Below are 25,341 nucleotides of genomic sequence, written 5' to 3' on the forward strand. Positions count from 1 at the left end.
ACTCGGGGCTTACGAGGGTGGTCCGTGAGTGCCGGTGATGACCTTTGATGAGGCTACTCGGGCGTATCGCGCGGGTCGTCGGGCTCCGGCGGGCGCACCACGACCTTCCCCTCTTCTACCTCCACCTCGGGGACGTGTTCGAGGGTAAACGGCACGAGCGTTTCCGTAGCCTCTTCGGCATCTGAAAGTATGACGAGGATCTCGTGCGCCGGAGTGTCAAAGACCTCGGAGACGGAGCCGACTCTCTCTCCAGACTCCGTAAAGGCTGCCAGGCCGACGAGGTCCTGGACGTAGAACTCCTCCTCCCCGGTGCCGTCCAGCTCGGAACGGTCGAGGATGAGCTCTTCGGAGCGCAGGACCTCCGCCTCCTCCCGGTTGCCGACTCCTTCGAGATCCAGCAGGAAACCTTTGCCGGTCTCCCGGCTTTCGAGGATGCGGCGGCGTCCACCACCGACGAACGGCTCCACACCTTCCCGGAGGTGACGGCCGGTGCCAGCCGGACGTACCCGGATCGTGCCCCGCACCCCGTGCGGAGGACCGACGAAACCGATAACTATCGGGTTCCGGGGCTCGGATCGCTCCACGCGGCTAGTCCTTTACCTCCAGGGAGACCCGCTTGCCGAGCTTTGTAGAAGAGGCCCGTAGGACGGTGCGGATAGACTTGACGACCCGGCCCTGGCGTCCTATTACACGCCCGACGTCGTCCGGCGCGACCTTTAGCTCTAGCTCCACCCGCGAGTCCTCTTCCCGGGCGGTAACCTCTACCTCGTCCGGCTGCTCGACCAGGGAACGAGCCAGAAACAGCAGCAGGGTCTCAAGACGCTCCATCGGTCAGAGGGCCCGGAGCCTACAGCGCGCCGGAGATCTCGAGGATCTTGCGCGCCTGATGGCTCGGCTGCGCGCCCCGCGAGAGCCACAGCTTTGCCCGCTCGATGTCAACCTCGATGTCGGAGGGGTTCGTCTGGGGGTTGTACGTTCCGATACGCTCTATGGAGCGGCCGTCACGCGGGCTCTTGGAATCCGCGACCACCAGCCGGTAGAATGGGTCCTTCTTGGAGCCGTGCCTCGCCAGCCTTATCTTTACCGCCATGCTCTCACCTCTCTGCTTTGTTTGCTACTTTTCTGGTTACCCTGTTGCCTACTTGCGGGAGCGCTGGCGCTTCTTGCCGCCTTTCCCGCCTTTGCGGTTGTTACCGCCCTTGCCGCTACCGCCGCCGTTGCCGCTATTACCACCCTGGCCCCCCTGGCCTCCCTGGGGGAGACCCTTCATCATGCCGGGAGGCAGCCCGGCCTGGGCGCCTTTACCGCCCTTGCCGCCCATCTGCTTCATCATCTTCTGCATCTCGGAGAACTGCTTGATGAGCTTCTGTACGTCCTGCTGGGTAGAGCCGGAGCCGCGCGCAATCCTACGCGTCCGGCTCGGGTTCTGCAACAGCTTGGGGTTGCGCCGCTCGGCGGTCGTCATGGAGGTTATCATAGCCTCCACGCGGCCGAGCATATTGTCGTCTATCTGTACGTCTTTTAGCTGCTTGCCCATGCCCGGGATCATGCTCATCAGCCCCGATAGCGGGCCCATCTTCTTGATCATCTGCATCTGCGAGAGAAAGTCCTCGAAGGTGAACTTCCCGGCCATGAGCTTCTTTGACTGCTCCTCGGCCTCGTCCTGATCCATCTCGGTCTCGGCCTTCTCGATGAGCGTCAAGACGTCGCCCATGCCGAGTATCCGCCCGGCCATCCGATCCGGGTAGAAGTAGTCGAACTCACTCATCTTCTCGCCCTCGGAGGCGAACTTGACCGGGCGGCCCGTGACCTGCACCACGGAAAGAGCAGCGCCGCCACGGGCGTCGCCGTCGAGCTTCGTGAGGACCATGCCGTCGAAGTCGGTGTAGCCCTGGAACTCCTGCGCAACCTCTACGGAGTTCTGGCCTGTGACCACGTCCAGCACCAGTAGCACGGAGGTAGGCTTCGTCACGGCGCGAACCCGCTTGAGCTCCTCCATCATCTCCTCGTCCATGACCTGCCTACCCGCGGTGTCCACGATGGCGAAGTCGTAGCCCTCGTCCTTTGCGGCCTTGACGCCGCGCCCGGCAACCTCGTCTGGCTTGGGGTCGGTGCCCTCGGAGTAGACGGGGACGCCGAGCTCCTTGCCAATCTGCTCTAGCTGCTCGATCGCCGCCGGGCGGTATGTATCGCAGGCGACTAGGTACGGGTGCTTGCCCTGCTTTCTAGCGAAAAGCGCGAGCTTTCCGGCGGTGGTCGTCTTGCCGTGGCCGTTTAGGCCTTCGAGCATCACGACCGTCGGCGGGTTGGAGGCGTAGGTGAGCTTGCTCGCCTGGCCGCCCATGAGGTTCGTAAGCTCCTCGTCCACGATCTTGACGATCTGCTGCCCCGGCGAGAGAGCCTTGGAGACCTCCGCACCGGTCGCCCGCTCGCGCACGTTGCCGACGAACTCCTTTACGACGGCGTAGTTCACGGCCGCCTCGAGGAGCGCCATCCGGATCTCGCGCGTTACCTTCTTGACCTGGTCCTCGGTGAGGTTGCCGCTGCTGCGAACCCCGTCGAGCGCCGTGTTTAGCCTCTCGCCTAGCGTCTCAAACATATGTTATAGGTCTCCAAACAAGGCTTCGGCGAACTCCCGCGCCTCGAACGGGTGCAGGTCGCCGACCTTCTCGCCGACCGAGATCAGCTTTATGGGAACCCCGATCTCGTTCGCTATCGCCAGTGCTATGCCGCCTTTCGCCGTGCCGTCCAGCTTCGTAAGTATAATCCCCGTAACCCCGACGGACTCGTGGAACATCTTCGCCTGCCTAAGTCCGTTCTGGCCCGTCGTCGCGTCCACGGACATCAGGGTCTCATGCGGCGCGCCGGGCATCTGCCGCCCTATGACCCGCTCCACCTTCTCTAGCTCGGCCATCAGGTTCGATTTCGTGTGCAGCCGCCCGGCGGTGTCTATCAGCAGCACGTCCGTGCCGGTGCGCTTGGCCTCCTCGACCGAGTCGTGGGCGACGGCTGCGGCGTCGGCGCCGCGTTGGCGGGACACTACCGGTGTTCCGGTGCGCTCACCCCAGGTCTGGAGCTGCTCTATCGCGGCGGCCCGGAAGGTGTCGCCGGCGGCGAACATCACCTTGCCCGGCAAGAACTCGGACATCTTGCCAATCGTGGTCGTCTTGCCGGTGCCATTCACGCCGACCATGAGGATGACGCTCGGCTCGTGGGAGATGTCGAGCTCGACCGGGGCATCGAGCATCTTCGTGGCGCGCTCGATCATGAGCTCGCGCAGCTCGCCGCCGCTGGTGATGTTGCGCTCCAGCGCCTCCTGCTCCAGCTCACCGACGAGCTTCGCGGTCGTGGTCACGCCGACGTCGGACTGGATCAGGATCTCCTCCACCCGCTCCCAGAACTCCTCGTCCTCGACGTCCTTGAACTCGGCGACAGCCGCGTTTAGCTGACCGACGACCGACTCCCGACTCCGCCGCAGACCGCTCCGCAACCGGCCGAACCAGCTGCCTCTGCCATCGTCGGCGGGCACCTCTTGCGCCGGCTCTTCCTCTTCGACGACCGGCTCCCCGGGCTCCGCCTCGAACCGGGGGAGCTCCGCAGGCTCTTCCTCTGGCTCCTCCTCCGGTACGACCTCCGGCTCCGCCAAGGTCGTATCCTCTTCCGAGAGCTCCTCTTCCGGAGCTTCCTCCGCGCGCCCGGGCTCCGAGGTGTCCCCGGCAATTCCGGGCTCTTCGGGGGGAGGCTCTTCCACGGGAGCCTCTTCTGCTGGAAGTTCTTCTGCTGGAAGTTCTTCTGCTGGAAGTTCTTCGGGCGGGGGCTCTACCTCCGCAGCCGCGACCTCTTCCGAGCCGGGGGCGGGGGCTTGATCCGTGATCTCTTCCGGGTCGGTCGCCTGCTCCCGAGACTCCTCGACGGTCCCGGACTCTTCGTCTCTATTCTTCTTGCGCTTGAAGAGGTCGCGCCAGGATCGAGCCATGAAAGTCTTTCTACTCTCCAGATAAACGCTTGGATACTACAGCAGTGGCTCCGCTGGCCTCCTGGGTGACGCCGTAGAGCACGTCCGCCGCCGCCATCGTCCGCTTCTGGTGGGTCACGAGCAGGAACTGGCCGGTGGACCGATACGAGTCTACCACAGAGAGGAATCGCGCCAGATTCAGGTCGTCGAGCGCGGCCTCGGCCTCATCCAGGATGCAGAAGGCTCCCGCGTCGGCCGAATCACCCGCCGACTCGTGCCCGGTCCGGCTCAGGAATATGGCGAACAGGAAAGACAGCGCCAAAAGCGAACGCTCGCCGCCGGAGAGCACGTTCAGCGGCCGGTGCCCCCGGCGGCCGAGCCGGATGCCGATCTCCACCCCGTCCTCAGATAGCGAGAGCTCGCCCGCGGAGCCCTCCATCATCCGGGGCACCAGATCCCCGAACGCCTGCTTTACGCGGGAGAACATCTCGGTGAAGCGGGCCTCTATCTCGTCGTCTATCTCCCGGATCATATCCGCGAGCTCTCCGGCCGCGGCTTCGGCGTCGGCGCGCTGGGAGGCGACGAACTCGTGGCGCTCGCGTAGCTCGCCTTCTTGGGACAGGGCGAGCAGGTTCACGTCGCCGAAGCGGTTGAGCTTGCGTGAGAGCCGGGAGCGCTCCGCGCCGGGGTCCGCTTCCCGGTCCAGTTCCTCGTGCTCCCGGCGAGCCGTCTCGAGGTCCGCCCCCCACTCGGAGGAGATCTCCTCTTCGGCGGCGGAGACGGACTCCTCGGCGCGGGAGAGCTCGTCGCGCAGGCGCTGTACGCCGGCCCGGGCGGTCGCCAGCTCCGAGGCGAGCCCCGTCCTATGGCCGGAGATCTCGTCCCGCTCCTCCGCCGCCTTACGGCGCCCTTCCGCCAGCTCGTCGCGGCGCTCCCGCAGGGCGGCGAGCCGGGAACGCGCGGCCTCTAGAGTGGCGCCGCCCGCCTCCACGAGCCGGTTGGACACGGCCGCGACGACGGCAAGCTCTTCTCCGGCCCCGCTCTCCGCGCGTCCGAGCTCGGTGGAGATCCTCGTCCGCCGCTCGCGGCCTTCCCGTAACGCCTCCTCTGTGCGGGACAGGCGATGCTGTATCTCCGCGGCCGCGGAACGGGCCTCCTCCTCGGTCGAGGCCGCGGCTTCGAGTTTTTGTCTCGCCGCCTCCCCCGCGCGATCCGCCTCTCTCAGGCTCTCCTCGGCGGTGGAGATCTCCCGGTCCAGCCTCTCCGTCTCCTGCCGGCGGGCCACCAGGCGCTCGCGTTCCCGCTGCAGCCGCTCCAGACGACGCGAGGCGCCCGAGGTGATGGCGCGCACGGCGCGCTCCGCGCGCTCGGCCAGGGAATCGGCGGCGGACACGTCGCGGGCGGCCGCCGCAGCCCGGTCGGACACGGCCGTGATCTCCGACCTCAAGGCCTCTAGGCTTTTCTCGGGGCCTTCGCGTAGCGCCTGCAGGCGTTGTTTCTCGGCCTCTAGCCGGGCGCCCCGCACGAACTCGCCGTCCTCGGCGTCTCCGGCACGCGGGAGGTGGCTCGCGCTGGTGCGGGTCAGCCGCAGCCCCTCGCGGGTCACGGTTACGTGTCCGTTCTCCGGCAGGTCCACCCGGGGATGGTCCACGACGTAGATGCCGGCCAGCAACCGCCGGAGCGGCTCGCCGCGCTCGGGGTCCAGGATCTCCACGCAATCCGTGAGCGGTTTCCCCGCGCCGTCCGAGCCGTTCACCGGGCTCGCGTCCAGCCTGACCGCCACGGTCTCATCCCCCTCCAGCAGGGAGATCGCCTCCTCCACGTCGCGGGCGAGCGCGCCGTCGGCGATCTCACCCAGAGCGGCCTGCACCGCGTTCTCGAAGCCGGGCCGGGCCCTGAGCACCTCGTGTAGCCGGGTGGTGTCCCGCGCCTCGCGCTCCCCGGCTCCAGTCGGCGAGAGGCTCCGGATCACGGCCTCCGCACGCCCGGTCACCGCGTCCAGCTCTCCCCGGCGCTTGCTGACCCGGGATGAAAGCTCCTCGGCCCGCCCGCGCAGGGACCCGGCTCTGTCCCCGATCTCCTTTAGCTGCGCGCGATTCTCTCCGCGAAGCCGCCCCTCCAGCGTGGGCACGGCCTCGGAGATCCCGCGCAGCTCTTCCTCGTCCGGCGCCTTGCGCGAGCCCTCACCGACCGCCCCGGCGGCGCTCTTGTCCCGGCGCGATCTCAGCGTCCCGAGGTCCCGCTTGGCCCGGGACGAGCGGCTCTCGGCGTCGGCCCTCTCTTCTCTGGCCCGGGAGAGCTCGGTCCGACGCTCTTCAAGCTCCGCCTGCCGTGCCGACAGCTCCTCCTGAGCCGCCGAAGCCTCCTCTTCGAGACCACCCAGCGCGGCCTCGATCCGCTCCATCTCCTGCCGCAGCCGCCCCGAGAGCCGGGCGCGCTCGGCCTCCGCGCGGCGAGCCTCCTGGAGCCCGAACCTGGCCCGCTCCGCCCTCAAAGATCCTCGCTGCAGACCTTCCGAGGCGTCCTCCAGGGACCTTATCCAGGACTCCAGCTCCCGGGAGCGTGTGTCGAGCTCGCCAAGCCTCTCCTCCGCGGCGACCCGGAGCTCCTCCAGGCCACGCTCCCGGCCTTCCAGCTCGCCCACGAGCTCCTCACCGGCTGAGAGCTCCTTCCGCTGCTCGTCCAGGCCGTTACTCGCCACCCGGTACAGGTGGGCCAGCGAGACCTTGCGATAGCGGGACTCCAATTCACGATACTCGCGGGCCGCGACCGCCTCCTGCTCGATGCGCTGTAGCTGCTCCGTGAGACTGGCCTCTAGCTGGCGGCTCTGCTCCAGCCCGGCCTCGGCGCGATCCAGCCGGCGGCTCGCCGTTACCCGGCGGCGGCGGTACACCCCGAGCCCGGCGGCCTCTTCGAGCGCGTTACGGCAGGCGGCCGCCCCGCCGGTCACGATGGAGTCCACCGCCCCCTGCCGCAGGATGCTGTGGTGCCCGATACCGAGCTCGCCCGCGACGGAGCGCACGTCGGCCAGCCGGGATCGGGAGCCGTTGATCCTGTACTCCGAATCCCCCTCACGCGTGATGCGCCGGGTGAGAGAGACCTCCCGGTACGGCAGGGAGATGGTGCCGGCGGAGTTGTCCAGCGCCAGCGTCACCTCTGCGACCCGCGCCCCCGAAAGCGAGTCCGATCCCGAGAAGATCAAATCAGACATCCCCCCGGCCCGCAGCAGCCCCGGACGCTGCTCTCCGAGCGCGAAGAGCACCGCGTCTGTAACGTTGCTCTTGCCCGAGCCGTTCGGCCCGACTATCGCGGTCACCCCGCCTTCGAGCGGCATCCTTACAGGGTTTGCGAAGGTCTTGAAGCCCTTGATGTAGATCGCGGTCAGCACTACCGCGGCATTCTACGCGAAAAGCCGGGCAAATCGAGGCTCACGAGGCTCGGCGGCCGCCACCTAGGCGCTAACGTGGACCTCGACCGGAGAGGGAGTGGAAGGCTTGAGGCCGAGTATCTCGACCGCGGAGCGGGCTGCGGCCTGCTCGCTCTCTTTTATGGAAGAGCCCTCCCCGCTCGCCACGTCCTTGCCGCCCACTGAGACGGCGGAGGTAAAGCTCGGGCGGTGGGGTGGTCCCTGCTTGGTCTTGACCCGGTAGGTGGGCCGCATCCCGTCGGCCTGTAGCGACTCCTGAAGCAGAGTCTTCCAGTCTCTGAGCTCGTCGGTGTCAACCTCCGCGGGATTGAAGATCTCGTCTATCGTGCGGGCGACGAGCTCCCGGTCGATAAGGTACGCCGCCCCGATTATCGCCTCGACCGTGTCGGCTATTACGGAGTCGTTTATCACCGAGCTGTCTATCTCTTGCTCGATCCCCTCCTCGCGCCCGACGACGGCCAGAAACGACTTGCGCACCAGGTGCGCCCGGATGCGGGTGAGGTCGCCTTCGAGGAGCTCCGGGTAGCTGTGGAACACGAGCTGGGCCACCCGGCTATTTAAGATAGAGTCCCCGAGGAACTCCAACCTGCCGTTGGAGTCGTAGGGGTCGGCGACACTCGGGTGTGAGAGTGAGCGCTGGCGGAGAGGCTCGGGCAGTACGTTTATAAGGTCCTTGATCGCCATCTCTAAACCGACCTCCGGTCTTCCGGGTCTCCGGCCTCGCTCTCCGCTCTCTTAAGGCGCCTCTGTAAAGGCGACGACTACGTTGTGCCCTCCGAACCCCATGGAGTCGGAGACGGCGGCCTTCAGCTCCGGGAGCTCTCTGGCCTCGTCCAGGACGTAGTCCAGGGGCTCACAGTCCTCAGCCAGGTTCTGCAGGTTTATCGTCGGCGGGACCACCTTGTTCTTCAGTGCCAGGGCGCACATGATCGCCTCGGTCGCCCCGACCGCGCCGAACGAGTGTCCCGTCATGGACTTGGTCGCCGAGACGGCAGCCTGGGGCATGACGCGGGAGATCGCCTTCGTCTCCGGCCCGTCTCCGGTCGGGGTGGCGGTGGCGTGGGCGTTGACGTGCCCGATCTCCTCCGCCCCGAGCCCGGAGTCCTCCAGCGCGTGCCGGATGGCCCGCTCCACGCCCCGGCCCTCTTCGTCCGGGGCGGTGACGTGATAAGCGTCCGTGGAGCGCCCGTAGCCCGAGACGGAGGCTATGGCATCGGCGCCCCGGCGCTCGGCGTGCTCGGCGCTTTCGAGCACCAGCGCGCCGCCGCCCTCGCTCATGACGAAGCCGTCGCGCTGGGTGTCGAACGGGCGGCTCGCGCCCTTGGGGTCGTCGTTGTAGGTCGAGATGGCGCGTATGGCGCAGAACCCGGCCATCGAGAGCGGGGTTATGGGAGCCTCGGAGGAGCCGACGATCACCACGTCGGCGTCGCCCCGCCTTATGAGCTCCAGCCCCTCTGCGACGGCCTCGCCGCCGGTGGCGCAGGCGAGCACCGGGCACTGGGTCGGCCCCTTTGCCCCGAGCGCGATGGCGAGCTGTCCGGCGGCCATGTTCGGCACCATCATGGTTATAAGGAACGGACTGACGCGGCTCGCGCCCTTCTCGTGCAGGGTCTCGTACTCGCTCTCCCAGGTAGAGAGGCCGCCGATACCGCTGCCCATTACGATCGCGACCCGCTCCGGGTTGTCCTGAAGAATACCGGTGATCCCGGCCTGATCCGCGGCCTCGATGCCGGCCGCCACGCCGAACTGGGCGTAGCGGTCCATGCGGCGGGCGTTCTTCTTGCCCAGGAAGTCCACGGGATCGAAGTCCGTGCACTCACCGGCTATGTGAGACGGGTAGGGAGCGGAGTCGAAGAGCGTGATCTCGCCTATCCCGCTCTTGCCGTGCAGCGCGTCGTCCCAGAAGGTCTCGACCCCGACGCCCAGAGGGGTAATGGCCCCGGTTCCGGTTATTACCGCGCTGCCGCGACCGGCGCTCGTGGGGCTTCCGTTGCCGCTGTTTCTATCTTCCGTCACGCGTTCTGGTGCTCCACTACGTACTCGACGGCCTGCTCGACCGTGGTGATCTTCTCGGCGTCCTCGTCCGGGATCTCCATCCCGAACTGCTCCTCTAGCTCCATGATGAGCTCGACGAGATCCAGCGAGTCCGCCTCTAGGTCCTCCCTGAAAGAGGCCTCGGGGGTAACCTCACTCTCCTCAACGCCGAGACGATCGACGGTTATCTCCCGGATCTTCTCCAGTATCTCTTCGCGCTCCATAAAAATTCCTCCCAATCTACATACTATCTTCAAGACTGCGCGCACGGCCCGATGATGCGCCTCTGGCTACCCCACCGCCCGAACACGAGCCAGTGTAAACCGAAGAATAACTCATTGCATGACCATCCCGCCATCCACCGCGATGGTCTGTCCGGTAACGTACCCCGCGCCCTCCCCCACGAGAAACGAGACTACTTCGGCTATCTCCTCGGGCTCCCCGAATCTTCCTACCGGGACCTGGCCGAGGATCTGCTCCTTTACGGAATCGCCCAGCGAGCCCGTGAGCTCGGTCTCCACGTACCCGGGGGCCACGGCGTTTACCGTGATGCCGCGCTCTGCGACCTCCCGGGCGACGCTCTTGGTAAAGCCGATGAGCCCGGCCTTCGACGCCGCGTAGTTGGCCTGCCCGGGGTTCCCGGCGAGCCCGACCACGGAGCTTATGTTCACGATCCTGCCCCACCGGCCCCGCACCATCCCGCGCAGCGCGGCCCTGGTGCAGTTGTAAGCACCCTTGAGGTTGGTGTCCAGAACCTCGTCGAACTCCGACTCTTTCATCCTGAGCATGATGTTGTCGCGGGTGGTACCGGCATTGTTCACGAGTATCTCCACCGGCCCGAACGCCTCGGCGGCTCCATCGAAGAGCCTCTTTACATCCTCCGCGTCGGAGACGTCGCCCTTGAAGACCTCGCACTCCCCGCCGACCTCCCGCACGAGCCGGGCCGTCTCTGCGGCGGCCTCGTCGTTGGAGCGGTACGAGACGGCGACCTTCGCGCCTTCCGATCCGAGCCTCTGCGCGATGGCGCGCCCTATGCCGCGTCCGCCGCCGGTAACGACGGCGACCTTGCCCTGCAATGTCATACTTGTATCATACTTTCCTATCTCCGATCCTGCCGATGCTGGCTAAACTTCCCGGTCGGCGAAGGCGAACATCAGCTCTCCCTCGCACACGCGCTCGCCGTCCACGGTAGCCGAGGCGTTGCCGCGCCCGACGCTGCCCTTGAGGCGGGTGATCCCGACCTCAAGCCTCAGGGCGTCGCCGGGCACGACCTGCCTCCTGAACCGCACGCCGTCTATGCCGGCGAAGAGCGCGAGCTTCTGCTGGTACTCCTCGCTCGCCATCACGCCGACCGCTCCTACCTGGGCCAGCGCCTCGACTATGAGGACTCCGGGCATCACCGGATAGTCCGGGAAGTGTCCCTGGAAGAACGGCTCGTTCTGGGTGACGTTCTTGATCCCCACGGCCCGCACCCCGGGCTCGACCTCCTCGACCCGGTCCACGAGCAGGAACGGGTAACGATGCGGGATCAGCGCGCGGATCTCCGCCGCCCCGAGCGGCAGCTTCATATCCTCGAACCTCACGAGAGCGCCTCCGAAGCCTTGAGGCCGGTGAGATCCAGACCCTTGAAATCCCGGAGCATCCTTACCAGGGTGCCGCCGTCCCCGGCCTCTACCATCTCTTCGGCGCCGAGATCCGCGAGCCTCTCGACCACCGCGGTCCAGCGCACGGGGGACAGCATCTGGCTTCTCAGGGCATCCCGGACCTCGGAGCCGGTCTGCAGCACCGACCCGTCCGCGCCGGAGACCATCGGCACGCGGGGCTCGGAGAACTCCGTCTCCGAGAGCAGCCCGTCCATCTCCTGCGAGGCGTCCATCATGAGCGGCGAGTGGAAGGCTCCGGCGACCTCCAGCTCGAACTTCCGCCCCCCGAGCCGCCCGGCCGCCGCATCCAGCGCGCCTTTCTCGCCGGAGATCACGGTCTGACGCGGGGTGTTGAAGTTCGCCGCCACGACCACCCCGCCCCGCTCTAGCTCCTCACCGATGACGTCCTCCACCTCCCGCGGCTCGGCTCCGACCACGGCGGTCATGCCTCCGGGGGTCTTGCGCGAGCACAGCATCATCAGCCGGTCCCGCTCGGCCACGAGCCGCACCGCGTCCCGGAGACCGAGCGCGCCCGCCGCGTACGCGGCCCCGTACTCGCCCAGCGAGTGTCCGGCGACCACGCCAGCCTCGACCCCGGCTTTCCGCAGCCGGTCGAAGAGCGTCGCGCTCGCGGCGAACACGGAGAGCTGGTACGGGGTCTCCTCTTTCCCGACCTCCGCGTCCACCGCCTCTTCGACCCGGCCGGAGATCTCACCTTCCGCCACACCCTGGCCCGGAAATACTACCGCCCTGCTTAACGCCAAACTTCCTCCCCGCCTACCAACTGCTAACAGCTATATCCTGTACAGGTTCGCGGCCCACGCGAGGCCGAAGCCGAAACCGACCGTAATAACGTACTTACCCGGCTCCAGATCATCATAAATATCCGGGTAGGCCAACGGTATGCTCGCCGCCGACGTGTTCCCGAAACGATCCACGTTGACCACGATCTTGCCCTCCGAAACATTCAGCTTCCTCGCCGCCGCCTGTATTATGCGGTTATTTGCCTGATGCGGGATTATGTACTGCACGTCGTCCAGGGTGATGCCGTTGCGGGAGACGAGCTTCTCGACCATCTCGGGGAAGACTTTTACCGCGAATCGGAAGACCTCGCGGCCGTCCTGATACAGCATCTGCTCGTCGCCGGGGTGGCCGGCCCGGCCAAGCGGGGCCATCTTGCCGTCGGCCCCGAGGATGTGGTCCACGAAGCCCGAGGAGCCGTCGCCCTGTTCGAGGACGACGGCCCCGGCCCCGTCGCCGAAGAGCACGGCGGTGGAGCGGTCGTTGTGGTCCACTATCTGGGTCATGGCGTCGGCCCCGATGAGCAGCACCCGCCCGGCGGCCCCGCTCGATAGCATCGAGCCCGCGACCGAGGCACCGTAGGAAAACCCGGCGCAGGCGGCGGCGAGATCCATCGCCCCCACGCCACGGGCCCCGATCCCGTCTCCGACCAGACACGCCACGGAGGGCATGGATTCCGGCGCGGTGGAGGTGGCGCAGAGGATGAGGTCCACGTCGCCGCCGTCGAGCCCGGCGTGGTCGAGGGCCGCTCTGGAGGCGTCCGTGGCCAGGGTTACACAGTCCTCGCCCTCCGCGACGAAGTGGCGCTGCTTTATCCCGGTGCGGTCCGTGATCCACTCGTCGGTGGTCTCCATGGACTTCTCGAAATCGTCGTTGGTGAACAGCCGCCCTCCGAGCGCCCGGCCAACGCCGACTATCTTGCCCGCCGGGGTCTCGCCGCTGCTCAAAGCTCTCCGGCCCCGTCTCCGGTTACGCCGGAGGGTACCTCCCCCCGCCGGAGCGCCGCCTCCAGAGATTCGGGCAGACCGCTGCCGGCGCGGGAGATGCCGAGCAGGGCGTTCTCAACGCCCCGGGCCCGGGAGTTACCGTGCCCGATCACGACCGTACCCTCTACTCCCAACAGAAAAGAGCCTCCGTAGTTCTCCGGGTCCACCCGGTATTTTATCTTCCCGAGCCTGGGCTTGAGCACGGCGGCGGCGAGCTTCTGTAGCGGGCCGCCGGTCATCTCCGAGCGGACCATGCCCAGGATCTCGCTGGACACGCCCTCTGCCGTCTTGAGGACCACGTTTCCGGTGAAGCCGTCGGTGACGAGCACGTCCGCCACACCCCGGCCTATCTCCCGGCCCTCGACGTTGCCCACGAACTCGATCTCCCCGCAGTCCGCGAGCAGCCCGTACGCCTCCTTGGCAAGCTCGTTCCCCTTGCCCGGCTCCTCCCCGACGTTGACGAGACCGGTGCGGACCGGGCCCGCACTCTCTTCCCGGTAGCGGTCGGCGAACACGCTGCCCAGGATAGCGAAGTTCAAGAGATCCCGCGCCCGGCACGAGATGGTCGCCCCGGCGTCCACCAGGAGCACGGGGTCCGGGAAAGGGATAACGGTCGCTATCGCGGGCCGGCGGCAACTCTCCAGACGCCCGACGATCAGGAGCGAAGCCCCGACGGTGGCCCCCGTGCTACCCGCCGAGAAAAGAGCCTCCGCCTCCCCGTCGCGGATCATCTTGGCCGCCACGGAGATGCTCGACTCGGGGTTGGATCTCAGGGCCGCCGCCGGGTCGTCCGCCATCTCTATCCGGCCGCTCGCGGCCCGGATGGATACGTTGTCGGGCATCGGGGAGTCCCCGAGCGCGGCCTGTATCCCGGGTTCGTCGCCGACCAGGACGATCTCGTCCTCCCCGAGCCGGGATGCGGCGGAGACCGCGCCTGAGACGATCTCCCCGGGCGCGCCGTCCCCGCCCAGGGCGTCGACCGCGATGCGCACGCTTATACCGGGACCTTTAGCCGGACGGCCCGCCTACGCCGGGCCTACTCCGTACCCTCTACGGTGACCACCCGGCGACCGCGGTAGCTACCGCAGTTCTCGCACACGCGGTGCGGCAGGTGGGGCGCTCCACAGGTCTGGCACGTGGCCAGCTTCGGCTGCCCCAGGGCGCGATGGGCCCGTCTCCTGTCGCGGCGGGAGCTGGAAGTCTTCTTCTTCGGTACGGCCATATCTCTCTACCTCCATGTTTGCAAACCATCAGATACTACAGTCTAAGAGCCCCGACGGCCAGCCGGGAGCGCCAAAATCTCTCGAATCCTTATAGCCCGGAGGCGAACAGGTCGTCGAGGCCGCGCCACCGGGGATCTATCTCGTCCTCTGCGGGACCGGGGTCCACAGCCTCGGATTCCGGCGCGAACACCTGCATCGGCACCTCGGCCGGCAGCGACTCGCGGGTGTACCGTGACAGGTCCAGCATCCAGTCCTCGACTCCGAGCTCGGGCTCGGAGGGGCCCGAGACGAGCTCGGAGTCCCCGAAAGACAGCGAGAGCGTTACGGGCTCCAGGGTACGGTCACAGGTGGTCTCGACCTCGCAGCCCACGGCGAGGTCGAGGTGGACCCCGTCCTGGAGCCGGGTGATCCCGACCCGGGCCTCCGCGCTCTTTATCTCGTGGGGACGGCCGTAGAGCTCGAAGGGCTCGACCGGGAACCCGGTCTCGATCTCGTCCTTATCCGCGATCTCGAGGTCCGGCCTCCAGAGGTTTATCAGATTCGGATACTTCTGATGCTCGCTCATCTTCTCACCCTGCCTTGCCGCGCCTTGCACGCTTTACCATGCTCTACCGCGCCCAGACGTGCCCAGCCGTGCTCTGGGCCGCCCGGCCTACTCCTCCGGCTCGTCGTCGCCCTGGAGCCGGGCGCGGCCCCGCTGCACGGCGCCCAGGAGTCGTCCGAGATTGTCTTCGAGGTTGCCGAGCACGTCGTCGGCGTAGTCCTCGGCGCCCAGGCGGATCTCACGCTCCCGGCGCCGGGAGTCCTCCACGATGTCCGCGCCCTGCTTCTCGGCCTGCTTTAAGACCTCCTGCTCGGAGACGAGCTTCTCCGCCTCCTCGTGGGCCTGCTGGACTATGCGGTCGCTCTCGGAGCGGGCCTCGTCCAGCATGGACTGACGCTCCTTGACGATCCAACGCGCCTGCTTCAGTTCCTCGGGGATGGCCTGGCGCATCTGGTCTATGAGGTCGTAGGCGGCATCCCGGTCCACCATGGCGGTGTTGCCGAAGCCGGGGAAGCTCCGGGCGTCCTCCACCATCTCCTCCAGCCTGTCTATCAGCACCAGTACGTCCATCGGCAACCTACCTCTTGTTGTTAGTCTCGATCTGGCCGGTCTGCTCGCCCGCGCCGGCCCTCTGGCCGCCCTCGTAGTCATCTGAAACGCCCGAATCGCCCGAATAGACCTCGCGGACGGTGCCGAGTATGCCTTGCGGAACGAACCTGCTAACGTCCCCGCCAAACCTGGCTATCTCCCGGATGGCGCTGGAGGAGAGGAAGCTGTGCTCGGCGGAGGACATGATGAACATGGTCTCGACCTCCGGGTCGAGCGTCTGGTTTAGCTGGGCCTGCTCGAACTCCGAGTCGAAGTCCGAGACGGCCCTGAGACCCTTTACTATGACCCGCGCCCCCTGTCCCCGGGCAAACTCGACCAGGAGCCCCTCCATCACCTCGACGGAGACATTCGGCATATCTCGGGTAACACGCTCGATCAGGGCCGCCCGGGCGTGGGCGTCCATGCGGGGGTTCTTCTCCCGGTTGCTCCCGACGGCGACCACCAGATGGTCGAATACCCGGGAGGCGCGCCGGATCACATCCAGATGCCCAACGGTGATGGGGTCGAAGCTACCGGGACACACGGCAACCGTCATTTCAGGCTCCAAACGCTCAAATATGGTTACCACCGTGTCGCCGTAGCGCCGGCTGACCCCTTTCTGGATCTCGGTACTGCCGGAAAACGCCGCGCCGGATACCGTCCCGGACGCCACGCCACTCTCTATTACAGCTTTACCCCCAGGAGCCAGCACGAGCTCCAGAGCCCCGAGGACACCCTCCAGTTCGTCCGGCGCGATTCTATAAGGCGGGTCTGCGAATATCAAACGGAACTCATCATTGTACATAGGTCTCGCCCGGCGCTCTAATAACCGCCGGACCTCGCCGCGTACGACCTCGCCCCGGCCCTCGAACCCGGTCCGGCGGAGGTTCTCCCGGATGGTCTCGACCGCCCGCCGGTCACGCTCGACGAAAACGGCGCGCTCACATCCCCGGCTGAGTGCCTCGATACCCAGGGTGCCCGTGCCCGCGTACAGGTCCAGCGCTTCGCCGCCGCTAAAGAACTGGCCCAGAGAGTTGAAAACACCCTCGCGCACCCGGTCCCCGGTGGGCCGGACGCCAGACGGAGCCTCGGCAAGCCGGACTCCTCGGGCGCTACCGGCGATCACCCTCAAACCAGACTCCCGGCATGGACGTTGAACGCACTTTCAAACGCGAGTTTCACACCAGGGATCATACCGGGGCGGCAAGCCTCATGCTCCCCGGACGTAGCCTCCCGGTCGGACTCTTCGGGGACGGCGTAGAGGCGCCCGGTCCCGGGCGCCTCTCACGAAACCATCCAGCCTATATAACCTCGTCAGGCGGCGCTAGCCGTCCAGGACGGTAACGCCGTCCTTGTTGATCTTGCCGTCGGACTTCTCGATCTCGTCGAAGGAGTTTGCCTCCTTCGTGCCGTCCGCGTCGTCATCGGGGGCCACGACCGTGCCCTGAACGACGAGGCCGCCGACCGCATCCCGCGAGCTCACGCCCTTTGGCAGGTCGAACCCGGCCACGAGCACGTCCTCGCGATTGGTCTCCTTGACCCTGGAAGCGGTGTACACGTCGCCGGCGGCGGTGTAGAAGCGGAGCCCGGCGGTGTCCTGGACCACATCCTCCTGGTCGAGATCCTCGTCGAACTCGAAGTAGAGCTTTTTGTCGGACTTCTCGGAGATGGTCTGGAGGTCCGGGTCTTCGGAGTTTCCGGCATTGCTGATGGCGGCGGACTGGGCGACGTTGTACGGGCCGTCGCCGTTCGAGTTGCTGGTCACGACGTTACCGTCCACGTAGCCGCGGGCGAAGTCGCTCTCGTCGACCCGGCCCTCGAAGATGACCGTGATCTTGTCGTCGCCTTCCTGATCGTTATCCGGCCGGAGAGCGGTGCCGTCGAGCACGTGTCCGCCATCGGTCGGGACGAGATGGAAGCTCGTGCGGTTGCCGCCACCGAGGTAGGACCGCTGGTCGAAGTCGAAGTCCACGCAGGTGGTGCGGCCGCCGTCGTCGGTGAACGGGCCCTCGCGGAAGTTACCGGCGAACTGAAGGTCGGGCGCGACGGTCCGGCCCGCGCGCAGCCCGGTCTCGTCCACGTTCGCCGGGGCACAGGTGGTGGTGTCCACGGGCGCACCGAGGAGCTCCTCGTCAAGCGCGTTTGGCTCGAAGGTGCCGTCGCCGTCCACGTCCGCGCCGACCACCGTACCCTGCGGCGTGAAGCCGCCGACCGCGTCGTCCAGCGTGGTGCCCTGCGGCAGGTCGTAGAGCGCGCGCAGCGTGTTTCCGTCGACCTCGTTGACCACCGAGGAGCCGAAGGTGCGGGCATCCGCGGTGTAGAAGCGCAGACCGGAGGTGTTCTGGATCATGTCGTCATCTTTGTCTATGGGCTGGTCGAAGGTGAACAGCAGCGAGTCGCCGTCCCGCACCACGGACCGCAGGTCCGGGGCGTTGGTGTTGCCGCCGTTCGAGACCGGAGCCGCCTGTGGCGGGTTGAAGGTCTCGCTGCCGCCGCCCGAGACCTTCACGGTGTTCTTGTCGACCGTGCCACGGGCGGTCTCCGCGGCTGAAAGCTGACCCTCGAAGGCGACCACTAGCTCGGTCGTCCCCTCACCGGCGAGTATTCTGAACGCGCCGAGCGGCTTGTCGTTCACGAGGTCGGCCGGTATCAACTGGTAGCCCGAACAACACGTCGCAGACACCGGCTCATCGAAGGTGAAGACAGCGGTAGTGTCGTTCGTGCCGCTGCCGTTGTAGTCATTGTTCGTGGCGCTAACGTCCGTCACCGATACCAAATCCGGCGCGATGGTCGGCCCGGTGCTCTGGGCCTGCGAGGGGCTTGCCAGCAAACCGGTCACGAGCAACGTTAGCGCGAACGTGGCTACCGCTGCGAAAGTCTTTGTCATACATACCTCTCTTGGTCTGTCATGTTTACGTGGCTTTACGCTTTCTGGTGCTGCTATTCAGGTGGATCAGGGCTATTAGAACGCCGCTCCTCAACCGGCGCTGATAGCTCTGTCAAACCCTGCCAAACTCTCCTCCCACTACGTGGGACGCGTCCGGGCCTTACGTAGTTACAGTATCTGTCCCGCAGAATTTACAGGCGACTTACCGGAGGAGCATCGTGTCTCCCCGTATCTCTACCAGGCTGTACCGACAACGAGCCAACGTGGGGCTGGCCTTTACTCTTTGAAGAGCCATTCCACGTTGGATCCGAGCAGCTCCCGGATCTCACGTCTTAGAGGCCGATGCTCTGTCTTGCCGAGCTTCTTGTCCCCGGCGACGAGCGAGAAGGCGGCGCGCCGGGCCTCGACGAGTATCTCCATGTCGCGCAGCAGGTTCGCCACCTTGAGGTCGGTCATCCCGCTCTGGCGGGCCCCGAAGAGCGTGCCCTCACCCCGAATTCTGAGGTCCTCCTCGGAGAGCTTGAAGCCGTCCTGGTGCTCGCACAGCGCCTCCAGCCGCTCACGGGAGTCGTCGGTCTTGGGCTCGCCGACGAGGAAGCACTTCGGCGGGTGCAGGCCCCGGCACACCCGGCCCCGGAGCTGGTGGAGCTGGGAAAGTCCGAACCTCTCCGCGCCCTCGATCACGATGGCGCTCGCGTTGGGCACGTCCACGCCGACCTCGACCACGACGGTCGCCACGAGCACCTGTATCTCACCGTCCCTGAACGCGGCCATCGTCTCGCGCTTGTCTGCTGCGGACATCCTGCCGTGCAACAGTCCGACCCGGCGCTCGGGAAACACCTCCTCGGCGAGCTCCTCCTGCAGCTCCTCGGCGGAGCGCACGTCTTCGAGAGCCTCGGACTCCTCGACCAGCGGGCAGATCACGTACGCCTGCCGCCCCTCCTTGAGCTCCTCGCGAACCGCCTCGTAGGCGTCCATGCGGCCCTCTACACCGGTTAGCACGGTCTCCACGGGCTGTCGGCCGGGCGGCAGCTCGTCTATTACCGAGACCTCAAGGTCCCCGTAGAGCGTCAGCGAGAGGGTGCGCGGTATCGGGGTGGCGGTCATCACCATCGTGTCGGGGGTGACGCCCTTCTCGCGAAAGTCGGTGCGCTGCCCGACGCCGAAGCGGTGCTGCTCGTCCACGACCACGAGGGCCAGGTTATCGAACTCGACGCCTTTCTGGATCAGGGCGTGCGTCCCGATCACGATACCCGCCTCTCCGCCCGCTACCCGCTCAAGGGCCTCCCGGCGTTCGGCGGCGGTCTGGGAGCCCGTGAGTAGCACCACCTCCACCGGTAGCTCGGACAACGCGGCGGAGACCGAGAGATAGTGCTGCTCGGCGAGCACCTCCGTCGGGGCCATGAGCGCGCCCTGCCCCCCGGCCTCGACCACGGAGAGCAGCGCGGCCACGGCGACGACGGTCTTGCCGCTGCCGACGTCGCCCTGCACGAGCCGGCGCATCGGGCGCTCCGAGCGGAGGTCTTCCAGTGCCTCCTCGATCACGCGCTCCTGCGCCCCGGTCAGCCCGAACGGCAGACCCTTCAGGTACGGGTTAAGAAGCCTCCCGTCTCCGGTGTGGCTGCGCCCGGTCTCCTCTAGCTCCACGCGGGACTTGCGCACGGCGAGTCCGGCCTGCAACACGAACAGCTCGTGGAAGATCAGACGCCGCATCGCCCGCTTCAGACGCCCCCGCTCCTCCGGAAAGTGGACCTCCTGGATCGCGTCATGGAGCGTCGGCAGCCCGTGCTCGGCGAGCACGCCCGCGGGCAAAGGGTCGAGGATGTACCCGCACTCGTCCAGGGCACGGTGTATCAATGTTCTAACGCGACGCGCGTTTATTCCTCTGTTCGAGGGGTAGACGGGGACGAACCGTCCGGCGTGGGCGTTGTCTCCGGTCGAGGCGGGATCGTCCACGACCTCGATGCTCTTGGTGGCGAGCTGGATGCCGTACCTGCGCTGCACCTCGCCGGAGACCACGACCCAGGTATCCTCCACGAGCTGGCCCACGAGCCACTGGCGGCCCCAGACCGTGGCCGGGATGTAGCCGGTGCCGTCGTAGAGCTGGGCGGAGAAGCCCGGTGAGCGGCCCCGGACGGGACGTCCCACGGGGCGCGTGGACATTACGCGTCCCACCACGGTTGCCTTTTCGCCTACGCGCAAGTCCGCTATCTTCTTCACGTTCGAGAGGTCCTCGTGCCGGGCGGGGTAGTGCTGGATCAGGTCCGCCACGGACTCCACCCCGAGCTCGGCGAGCCAACCGGCCACCTTCGGCCCGACACCCGGGACCTCGGTGGTTGCCCGCCCCCGCAGGGCGGTCAGCGTGGTGCGCTCCGGTAGCGTTACCCGCGGTAAGCTTGCCGGCACTGCTTTAGAAGTCTGTACTCCGGGCTCCTTCTACATCTTTTACAGGTGGTTACAGGCGGGCGACTCCGTACGCCCCGGGGCCCACATGGGAGCCGATCACACCACTAATAGAGACCGAGAAAGCCTCGCCACCGCCTAGCTGGCGTGAGATCTCCGCCACCGGCTCCGGCGCGTTCGCGTGGCCCAGAGAGTAGGGCCGCCCGTTGTCCACGGCGGGCCTTATCTCTTCGAGCATGGCCGCCATCTGGCGCTTGCGGCCCCTGGTGCGCTTGTGCGGCACGATCTCACCGTCTTCCAGGGTAAGAACGGGCCGGATGTCGAGCGCGGTCCCGGCCAGACGCTGGGCGCGTCCGATCCTGCCGCCCCGCTGCAAATACTCCAGCGTCCCGACCGCGAACCAGGCCCGGCAGCGAGCTATGGCGGACCTCGCGGTGGCAAGCGCCTCTTCGAGGTTTCCGCCGCCGTCTATAGCCTCCAGCACCTCGTTCAGTATAAGGCCAGAGCCGATCTCGGCCGACCTCATATCCAGCACCTCGACGGGGCGGTCCGCCATGTCGGCCGCCGAGACGGCGGAGTTGTAGGTGCCGCTGATCTTGGCTGAGGTCGTCAGGACGAGAACGTGGTCGTAGGCTCCGAGCGAATCGTAGGCCTCCACGAACTCCCCGGCCGAGGGCTGGGAGGTAGTCGGAAAGACATTCGAGCTTTCGAGCTTACGGTAGAACTCCTCGTCCGTGAGATCCAGCTTGTCCCGGTAGCCCTCCTCGGTCCCGAAGTGGAAGGTGAGCGGTACCATGCGCACGTCGGGCCGCTCCAGTACGCCCGGCGAGAAGCTGGTCATGGAGTCTGTCACGACGGCGAGGGTCACTCGGCCACCACCTGTAGCGGGTACATCGGCTGGCCGCCGTAGAACACCTCCACCTCCACCCCGCCGTCGAGGGACCGGATCTCGTCCGCGATCTCCTGGGCCACCGCCTCGTCGAGGTCTTCGCCTCTGAGCAACGTCAGAAGCTCCGCCCCACCACCGACCAGCTCCTCCGCAACCTTCAACGTAGCCTCTCTCACGCCGTCCTCGACGACCCGTAGCGCGCCGTCCACAAGCCCAATAAAGGCCCCCTCGGGAACCTCGTGTCCGTCGACGGAAGCCTCGCGTACGGAGCGTGTCACCTCTGCGCACTGGAGAGACTCGGCGAGCTCCCGCATCTCCTCGGCGACCTCTGAGGGCTCACCTTCCGGGTCGAAGGCGACCATTGTGGCCAGTCCGGCGGCTATGCTGGTGGTCGGCACGACATGCACCACGGAGTCCACGAGCTCTTGCAGGCGCTCCACGGTAGGAATGATGTTCTTGTTGTTCGGCAGCACCACGACCTCCGGCGCACCGGCGGCCTCGACCGCCTCCGCAAACTCGGCGGCGCTCGGGTTCGCGCCCTGGCCGCCCTCCACGACCACCGCGCCGGCCTCCTCGAAGATTCTGCGCCCCCCTGGCCCCCGGCTCGCCACGACGACGCCTATCGCCGCCGACGGAGCCGCGCCCGGGGCCCCGTTACCGTGGCCCACATTGCCTACTTCCGCCTCCCGGCGGGAACGAGCCTCGCGGCTCTGGGCCTCCATGTCGTCCACCTTTATGCCGTAGAGCCGGCCGAAGCTCCCGGCGTAGGAGAGCGCCTCTCCCGGGTCCTGGGTGTGCACGTGCACCTTTACGAGATCATCGTCCGGCACGACAAGCACGCTGCGCCCGATCTCGTGTATGTGCCGCCCGAAGTCCTCCGCGTCTCCGGAGAACCCGGTGACGAAGAACTCGGTGCAGTAACCCCAAGCCTCCTCTTCGGGGGCATCAGGTAGGCCGGTCGGAGAGCCGGGCTCTTCCGCGACGACGCCGGTAGCACCGGTAGATGACACATCCCCGTTCTCCGACTCGTGTGACTCGTGTGACTCCGTGCCTTTCCCCCCGAGCCACGAGGAGAGGCCGTCCAGAATGACGGCCACCCCGAGGCCGCCGGCGTCCACGACGCCCGCCTCGCGTAGCGTGGTCAGAAGCTGCGGCGTGCGCTTCACGGAGGCATGAGCCTCCCGCGCCGCCGCCCCGACCACCCCGGCGGGCTCCTTTACACCGGCTTCGAGAGCCTCCCGGGCGGCCCGGGCCGCGTCCTTTATTACGGTGAGCATCGTGCCCTCCACGGGTTCCCGAATGGAAGCGTATGCCCTCTCCCGGGCCCCTTCGAGGGCGGCGGCGAAGGCCTCGGCGGAGAGCGAGGCGTGGCGGGCCAGGACGTCGCAGGCACCCCGGATCATCTGCGACAGTATCACCCCGGAGTTTCCACGCGCCCCCATCAGGGCCGCCCGGGCCCCGGCCTTGCTGGCGGCCTCCGGGGTCTCGTAGGACTCCTCGGAGGTCTCACGCAGCACGGACTCCAGGGTCAGGAGCATGTTGGTGCCGGTATCGCCGTCGGGCACCGGGTAGACGTTGAGCGAGTCTATCTTCGAGACCTGGGCCTTGAGCGCGGCGTGTACCGCGGCCACGACGAGCGACATCCTTATGGTCATATCCGCGGTCTCCTCGGTCTCCTCAAGCTCCCCCGTGTCCAATATTGCTAGTCACTACCGGCCGCCCCGCATCACTCGCATTACGCGAGTCTGGTACAATCTTCGCTCGTGCCAGGGACCGGCGTTCAGCGCCGGGTTTAGTGTAGCCGCCCGGCGGGTGGTCCGCAGCTTTCCTTGGCCCCCAAAGACGACCGGTATCCTAGCATAGGAGCACTATCATGGCTAAAGTCTGCTATTCCTGCGGGAAGGGCCCCCAGTACGGCAACGCCCGCAGCCACTCCCTGCGCGCCACGCGCCGCCGTTGGGACCCGAACCTGCAGAAGGTCCGCATCCAGGAGGGAAGCTCCACCAAGCGCACCTGGGTCTGCACCTCCTGCCTGAAGGCCTTCAAGGTCCAGAAGGCCTCGCCGCGCACCCAGGCCACCAACTCGGCCTAACTCGGCCTCACCCGGCCGAGGGCTAGCGACGCTCCGAAGACGCCTCTCCGGCCCCGCCAGCGGGGCCGGGTAACTCCCGCATAAGCGAGGCCATCTCTATCGCAGTTACGGCGGCCTCGAACCCCTTGTTTCCGGCCTTGGTGCCGGCTCTTTCTATGGCCTGCTCGATGGTCTCCGTGGTCAACACGCCAAAGATCACGGGCAACCCGGTTTCAAGGGCCACGGACGAGACACCGCTAGAGGCCACCCCGGCCACGTAGTCGAAGTGCGGCGTGGAGCCCCGGATCACGGTTCCGAGGCAGACCACGGCGTCGTATCTACCCGAGAGCGCCATGCGGCGCGCGGCGACGGGTATCTCCTGGGCGCCCGGTACCCAGACGACATCCACCGATTCCGCGGAGCCGCCGTGACGCTCGATAGCGTCGAGGGCGCCGTCGAGCAGCGGACGGACTATAAAGTCGTTGAAGCGGGCAGCGACCACGGCGAAAGAGCGCCCGCCGGCCGTAAGGTTACCCTCGTAGAGGTTGTATCCCTCCGGGTTAGTCAACTCTCCCCCTAGAAACGCTCGAAAACGTTGTTCATCTTCTCCTGCTTGGTCTTCAGGTAACGCTCGTTCTCCTTGTTCGGCGGCACCTCTATCGGGACGCGTTCGGTCATCTCTATGCCGAACCCCTGCAGGCCTACCACCTTCGTGAGGTTGTTCGTCATGAAGCGTACGGAGCTTATGTCCAGGTCCTTGAGTATCTGGGCCCCGACCCCGTAGTTTCGGATGTCCGGGTCGAACCCGAGCTCTTCATTGGCCTCCACGGTGTCGAACCCGTCGTCCTGGAGCTGGTAGGCCTTGAGCTTGTTCAGCAACCCGATGCCGCGCCCCTCCTGCTGGAGGTACACGATGACGCCCTCGCCCTCCTCGGCCACTCGCCCCATCGCGGCCTCTAGCTGCTGGCCGCAGTCACAGCGGATAGAGTGCAAAGCGTCGCCCGTGAGACAAGAGGAGTGCAGGCGCACGAGCACGTCTTCCTTGCCTTCGGGCTCGCCCATCACGAGCGCGACGTGGGTGAGGCCGTCTATCTTGCTCTCGTAGGCCCGGGCGCGGAACTCGCCGTAGGCGGTCGGCAGCCGGGTCTCGACGGCGCAGGTTACGTGGGTCTCGTACTGGCTGCGGTACGCTATTAGCTGCTCGACGGTGACCATCTTTATGCCGTGCTCTTTAGAGAACTCCTCGAGGTCTGGCACCCGGGCCATCGTGCCGTCGTCTTTCATGATCTCGCAGATCACACCGGCGGGGTTGAAACCGGCGATGCGGGCAAGATCCACGGCCGACTCGGTCTGTCCGGGGCGCTCTATGACGCCGCCGGGCCGCGCCCGGAGCGGGAAGACGTGGCCGGGCATCACGAGGTCGTCCGGCCCGGTGGAGCCGTCCACGGCCACCCGGCAGGTGTGGGCCCGGTCGGCGGCGGAGATGCCGGTGGTGATGCCATGACGGGCCTCGATGGAGGCGGTGAAGGCGGTGCCCATGCGGGCGGCATTGTGCTGGACCATCTCCGGTATCTCCAGGCGGTCCACCATCTCGCCGGCCATGGGGAGGCAGATCAGACCCTTACCATAGGTCGCCATGAAGTTGATGTCATCGTCGGTTACGAGCTCGGCGGCCATCGTGAGGTCGCCCTCGTTCTCCCGGTCCTCGTCGTCGCAGACTATGACCATCTTTCCGGCCTTTATGTCCTCTACAATCTCCTCTACCGGACTAAACGGCATCCAACCACTCCTCTCATAAATACTCTTTAGATACCCCGGGCCGACTTCCTACGCTCTCTGCCCGGCCTTTTTCGACTCTTTTGACTCTCTTGACTCTCTTGGCTCGCGTGC

General features: G+C 66.6%; 25 protein-coding genes. 1 reads left to right on the forward strand and 24 read right to left on the reverse strand.

Annotation, left to right across the window (positions count from 1 at the left end; translation table 11 throughout):
* Positions 1–53 precede the first annotated feature (53 nt).
* The 22 genes from rimM to ABD53_RS11070 all read right to left on the reverse strand — a co-directional run bounded on the left by rimM (position 54) and on the right by ABD53_RS11070 (position 23,077).
* Positions 54–584, reverse strand: a complete 531-nt coding sequence (gene rimM / locus ABD53_RS16035) for a ribosome maturation factor RimM (RefSeq protein WP_053057970.1) — start codon at positions 582–584, stop codon at positions 54–56.
* A 4-nt stretch (positions 585–588) separates the two neighbouring features.
* Positions 589–828, reverse strand: coding sequence for a KH domain-containing protein (locus tag ABD53_RS10975; RefSeq protein ID WP_047865832.1), 240 nt, complete (start codon positions 826–828; stop codon positions 589–591).
* Positions 829–847: 19 nt separating this feature from the next.
* Positions 848–1,090: a 30S ribosomal protein S16 gene (rpsP, locus tag ABD53_RS10980; RefSeq protein WP_047865833.1), complete on the reverse strand. Its 243-nt coding sequence runs from the start codon at positions 1,088–1,090 to the stop codon at positions 848–850.
* Between the two features lie 48 nt (positions 1,091–1,138).
* Complete coding sequence (gene ffh / locus ABD53_RS10985; RefSeq protein WP_084709536.1) at positions 1,139–2,599, reverse strand: signal recognition particle protein; 1,461 nt, start codon at positions 2,597–2,599, stop codon at positions 1,139–1,141.
* 3 nt (positions 2,600–2,602) lie between these two features.
* The gene (ftsY, locus tag ABD53_RS10990) at positions 2,603–3,976 is read right to left on the reverse strand and encodes a signal recognition particle-docking protein FtsY (protein ID WP_047865834.1); all 1,374 of its coding nucleotides are present in this window, start codon (positions 3,974–3,976) and stop codon (positions 2,603–2,605) included.
* Between the two features lie 10 nt (positions 3,977–3,986).
* Positions 3,987–7,343, reverse strand: coding sequence for an AAA family ATPase (locus ABD53_RS10995; RefSeq protein WP_047865835.1), 3,357 nt, complete (start codon positions 7,341–7,343; stop codon positions 3,987–3,989).
* A gap of 63 nt (positions 7,344–7,406) precedes the next feature.
* Positions 7,407–8,066: a ribonuclease III family protein gene (locus ABD53_RS11000; protein ID WP_053057971.1), complete on the reverse strand. Its 660-nt coding sequence runs from the start codon at positions 8,064–8,066 to the stop codon at positions 7,407–7,409.
* A gap of 51 nt (positions 8,067–8,117) precedes the next feature.
* On the reverse strand, positions 8,118–9,398 hold the full coding sequence (gene fabF, locus ABD53_RS11005) for a beta-ketoacyl-ACP synthase II (RefSeq protein ID WP_047865836.1): 1,281 nt from the start codon (positions 9,396–9,398) through the stop codon (positions 8,118–8,120).
* Positions 9,395–9,640 carry an acyl carrier protein gene (gene acpP / locus ABD53_RS11010; RefSeq protein WP_047865837.1) on the reverse strand — a complete coding sequence of 82 codons (246 nt, stop codon included), beginning with the start codon at positions 9,638–9,640 and terminating at the stop codon, positions 9,395–9,397. Before acpP ends, fabF begins: the two co-directional genes overlap by 4 nt.
* Before the next feature lie 111 nt (positions 9,641–9,751).
* A complete protein-coding gene (fabG, locus tag ABD53_RS11015; protein ID WP_047865838.1) occupies positions 9,752–10,498 on the reverse strand; it encodes a 3-oxoacyl-[acyl-carrier-protein] reductase in 747 nt (248 codons plus the stop codon).
* 42 nt (positions 10,499–10,540) lie between these two features.
* Positions 10,541–10,984, reverse strand: a complete 444-nt coding sequence (fabZ, locus tag ABD53_RS11020; protein WP_047865886.1) for a 3-hydroxyacyl-ACP dehydratase FabZ — start codon at positions 10,982–10,984, stop codon at positions 10,541–10,543.
* An 11-nt stretch (positions 10,985–10,995) separates the two neighbouring features.
* A complete protein-coding gene (locus ABD53_RS11025; protein ID WP_160309680.1) occupies positions 10,996–11,823 on the reverse strand; it encodes an ACP S-malonyltransferase in 828 nt (275 codons plus the stop codon).
* Positions 11,824–11,853: 30 nt separating this feature from the next.
* Positions 11,854–12,807: a beta-ketoacyl-ACP synthase III gene (locus tag ABD53_RS11030; RefSeq protein ID WP_047865839.1), complete on the reverse strand. Its 954-nt coding sequence runs from the start codon at positions 12,805–12,807 to the stop codon at positions 11,854–11,856.
* Positions 12,804–13,838 carry a phosphate acyltransferase PlsX gene (gene plsX / locus ABD53_RS11035; RefSeq protein WP_047865840.1) on the reverse strand — a complete coding sequence of 345 codons (1,035 nt, stop codon included), beginning with the start codon at positions 13,836–13,838 and terminating at the stop codon, positions 12,804–12,806. The genes ABD53_RS11030 and plsX overlap by 4 nt, the downstream gene beginning before the upstream one ends.
* A 44-nt stretch (positions 13,839–13,882) precedes the next feature.
* On the reverse strand, positions 13,883–14,068 hold the full coding sequence (gene rpmF, locus ABD53_RS16620) for a 50S ribosomal protein L32 (RefSeq protein ID WP_084709540.1): 186 nt from the start codon (positions 14,066–14,068) through the stop codon (positions 13,883–13,885).
* Positions 14,069–14,157: 89 nt separating this feature from the next.
* Positions 14,158–14,634, reverse strand: a complete 477-nt coding sequence (locus ABD53_RS11040; RefSeq protein WP_047865841.1) for a YceD family protein — start codon at positions 14,632–14,634, stop codon at positions 14,158–14,160.
* A gap of 87 nt (positions 14,635–14,721) precedes the next feature.
* Positions 14,722–15,183, reverse strand: a complete 462-nt coding sequence (locus ABD53_RS11045) for an ATP synthase subunit B family protein (RefSeq protein WP_047865888.1) — start codon at positions 15,181–15,183, stop codon at positions 14,722–14,724.
* Between the two features lie 7 nt (positions 15,184–15,190).
* Positions 15,191–16,327, reverse strand: coding sequence for a pantetheine-phosphate adenylyltransferase (coaD, locus tag ABD53_RS16625; protein WP_235401553.1), 1,137 nt, complete (start codon positions 16,325–16,327; stop codon positions 15,191–15,193).
* Between the two features lie 198 nt (positions 16,328–16,525).
* Complete coding sequence (locus tag ABD53_RS11055; protein ID WP_047865842.1) at positions 16,526–18,088, reverse strand: hypothetical protein; 1,563 nt, start codon at positions 18,086–18,088, stop codon at positions 16,526–16,528.
* A 276-nt stretch (positions 18,089–18,364) separates the two neighbouring features.
* On the reverse strand, positions 18,365–20,494 hold the full coding sequence (gene recG / locus ABD53_RS11060) for an ATP-dependent DNA helicase RecG (protein WP_053057973.1): 2,130 nt from the start codon (positions 20,492–20,494) through the stop codon (positions 18,365–18,367).
* 49 nt (positions 20,495–20,543) lie between these two features.
* The gene (locus tag ABD53_RS11065) at positions 20,544–21,359 is read right to left on the reverse strand and encodes a DegV family protein (RefSeq protein WP_053057974.1); all 816 of its coding nucleotides are present in this window, start codon (positions 21,357–21,359) and stop codon (positions 20,544–20,546) included.
* Positions 21,356–23,077, reverse strand: coding sequence for a DAK2 domain-containing protein (locus ABD53_RS11070; protein ID WP_053057975.1), 1,722 nt, complete (start codon positions 23,075–23,077; stop codon positions 21,356–21,358). Before ABD53_RS11070 ends, ABD53_RS11065 begins: the two co-directional genes overlap by 4 nt.
* Before the next feature lie 176 nt (positions 23,078–23,253).
* Here ABD53_RS11070 and rpmB point away from each other — a divergent pair, with 176 nt between their 5' ends.
* Entirely contained in the window at positions 23,254–23,472 is a 219-nt protein-coding gene (gene rpmB / locus ABD53_RS11075; protein ID WP_047865843.1) for a 50S ribosomal protein L28, read from the forward strand.
* 22 nt (positions 23,473–23,494) lie between these two features.
* Here the strand turns inward: rpmB and ribH are convergent, their stop codons facing one another.
* Entirely contained in the window at positions 23,495–24,019 is a 525-nt protein-coding gene (ribH, locus tag ABD53_RS11080) for a 6,7-dimethyl-8-ribityllumazine synthase (protein ID WP_047865844.1), read from the reverse strand.
* Positions 24,020–24,027: 8 nt separating this feature from the next.
* A complete protein-coding gene (locus ABD53_RS11085; protein WP_047865845.1) occupies positions 24,028–25,230 on the reverse strand; it encodes a bifunctional 3,4-dihydroxy-2-butanone-4-phosphate synthase/GTP cyclohydrolase II in 1,203 nt (400 codons plus the stop codon).
* Between the last annotated feature and the right edge of the window lie 111 nt (positions 25,231–25,341).

It is taken from the genome of Rubrobacter aplysinae, assembly GCF_001029505.1.
Classification (GTDB): Bacteria; Actinomycetota; Rubrobacteria; order Rubrobacterales; family Rubrobacteraceae; genus Rubrobacter_A; species Rubrobacter_A aplysinae.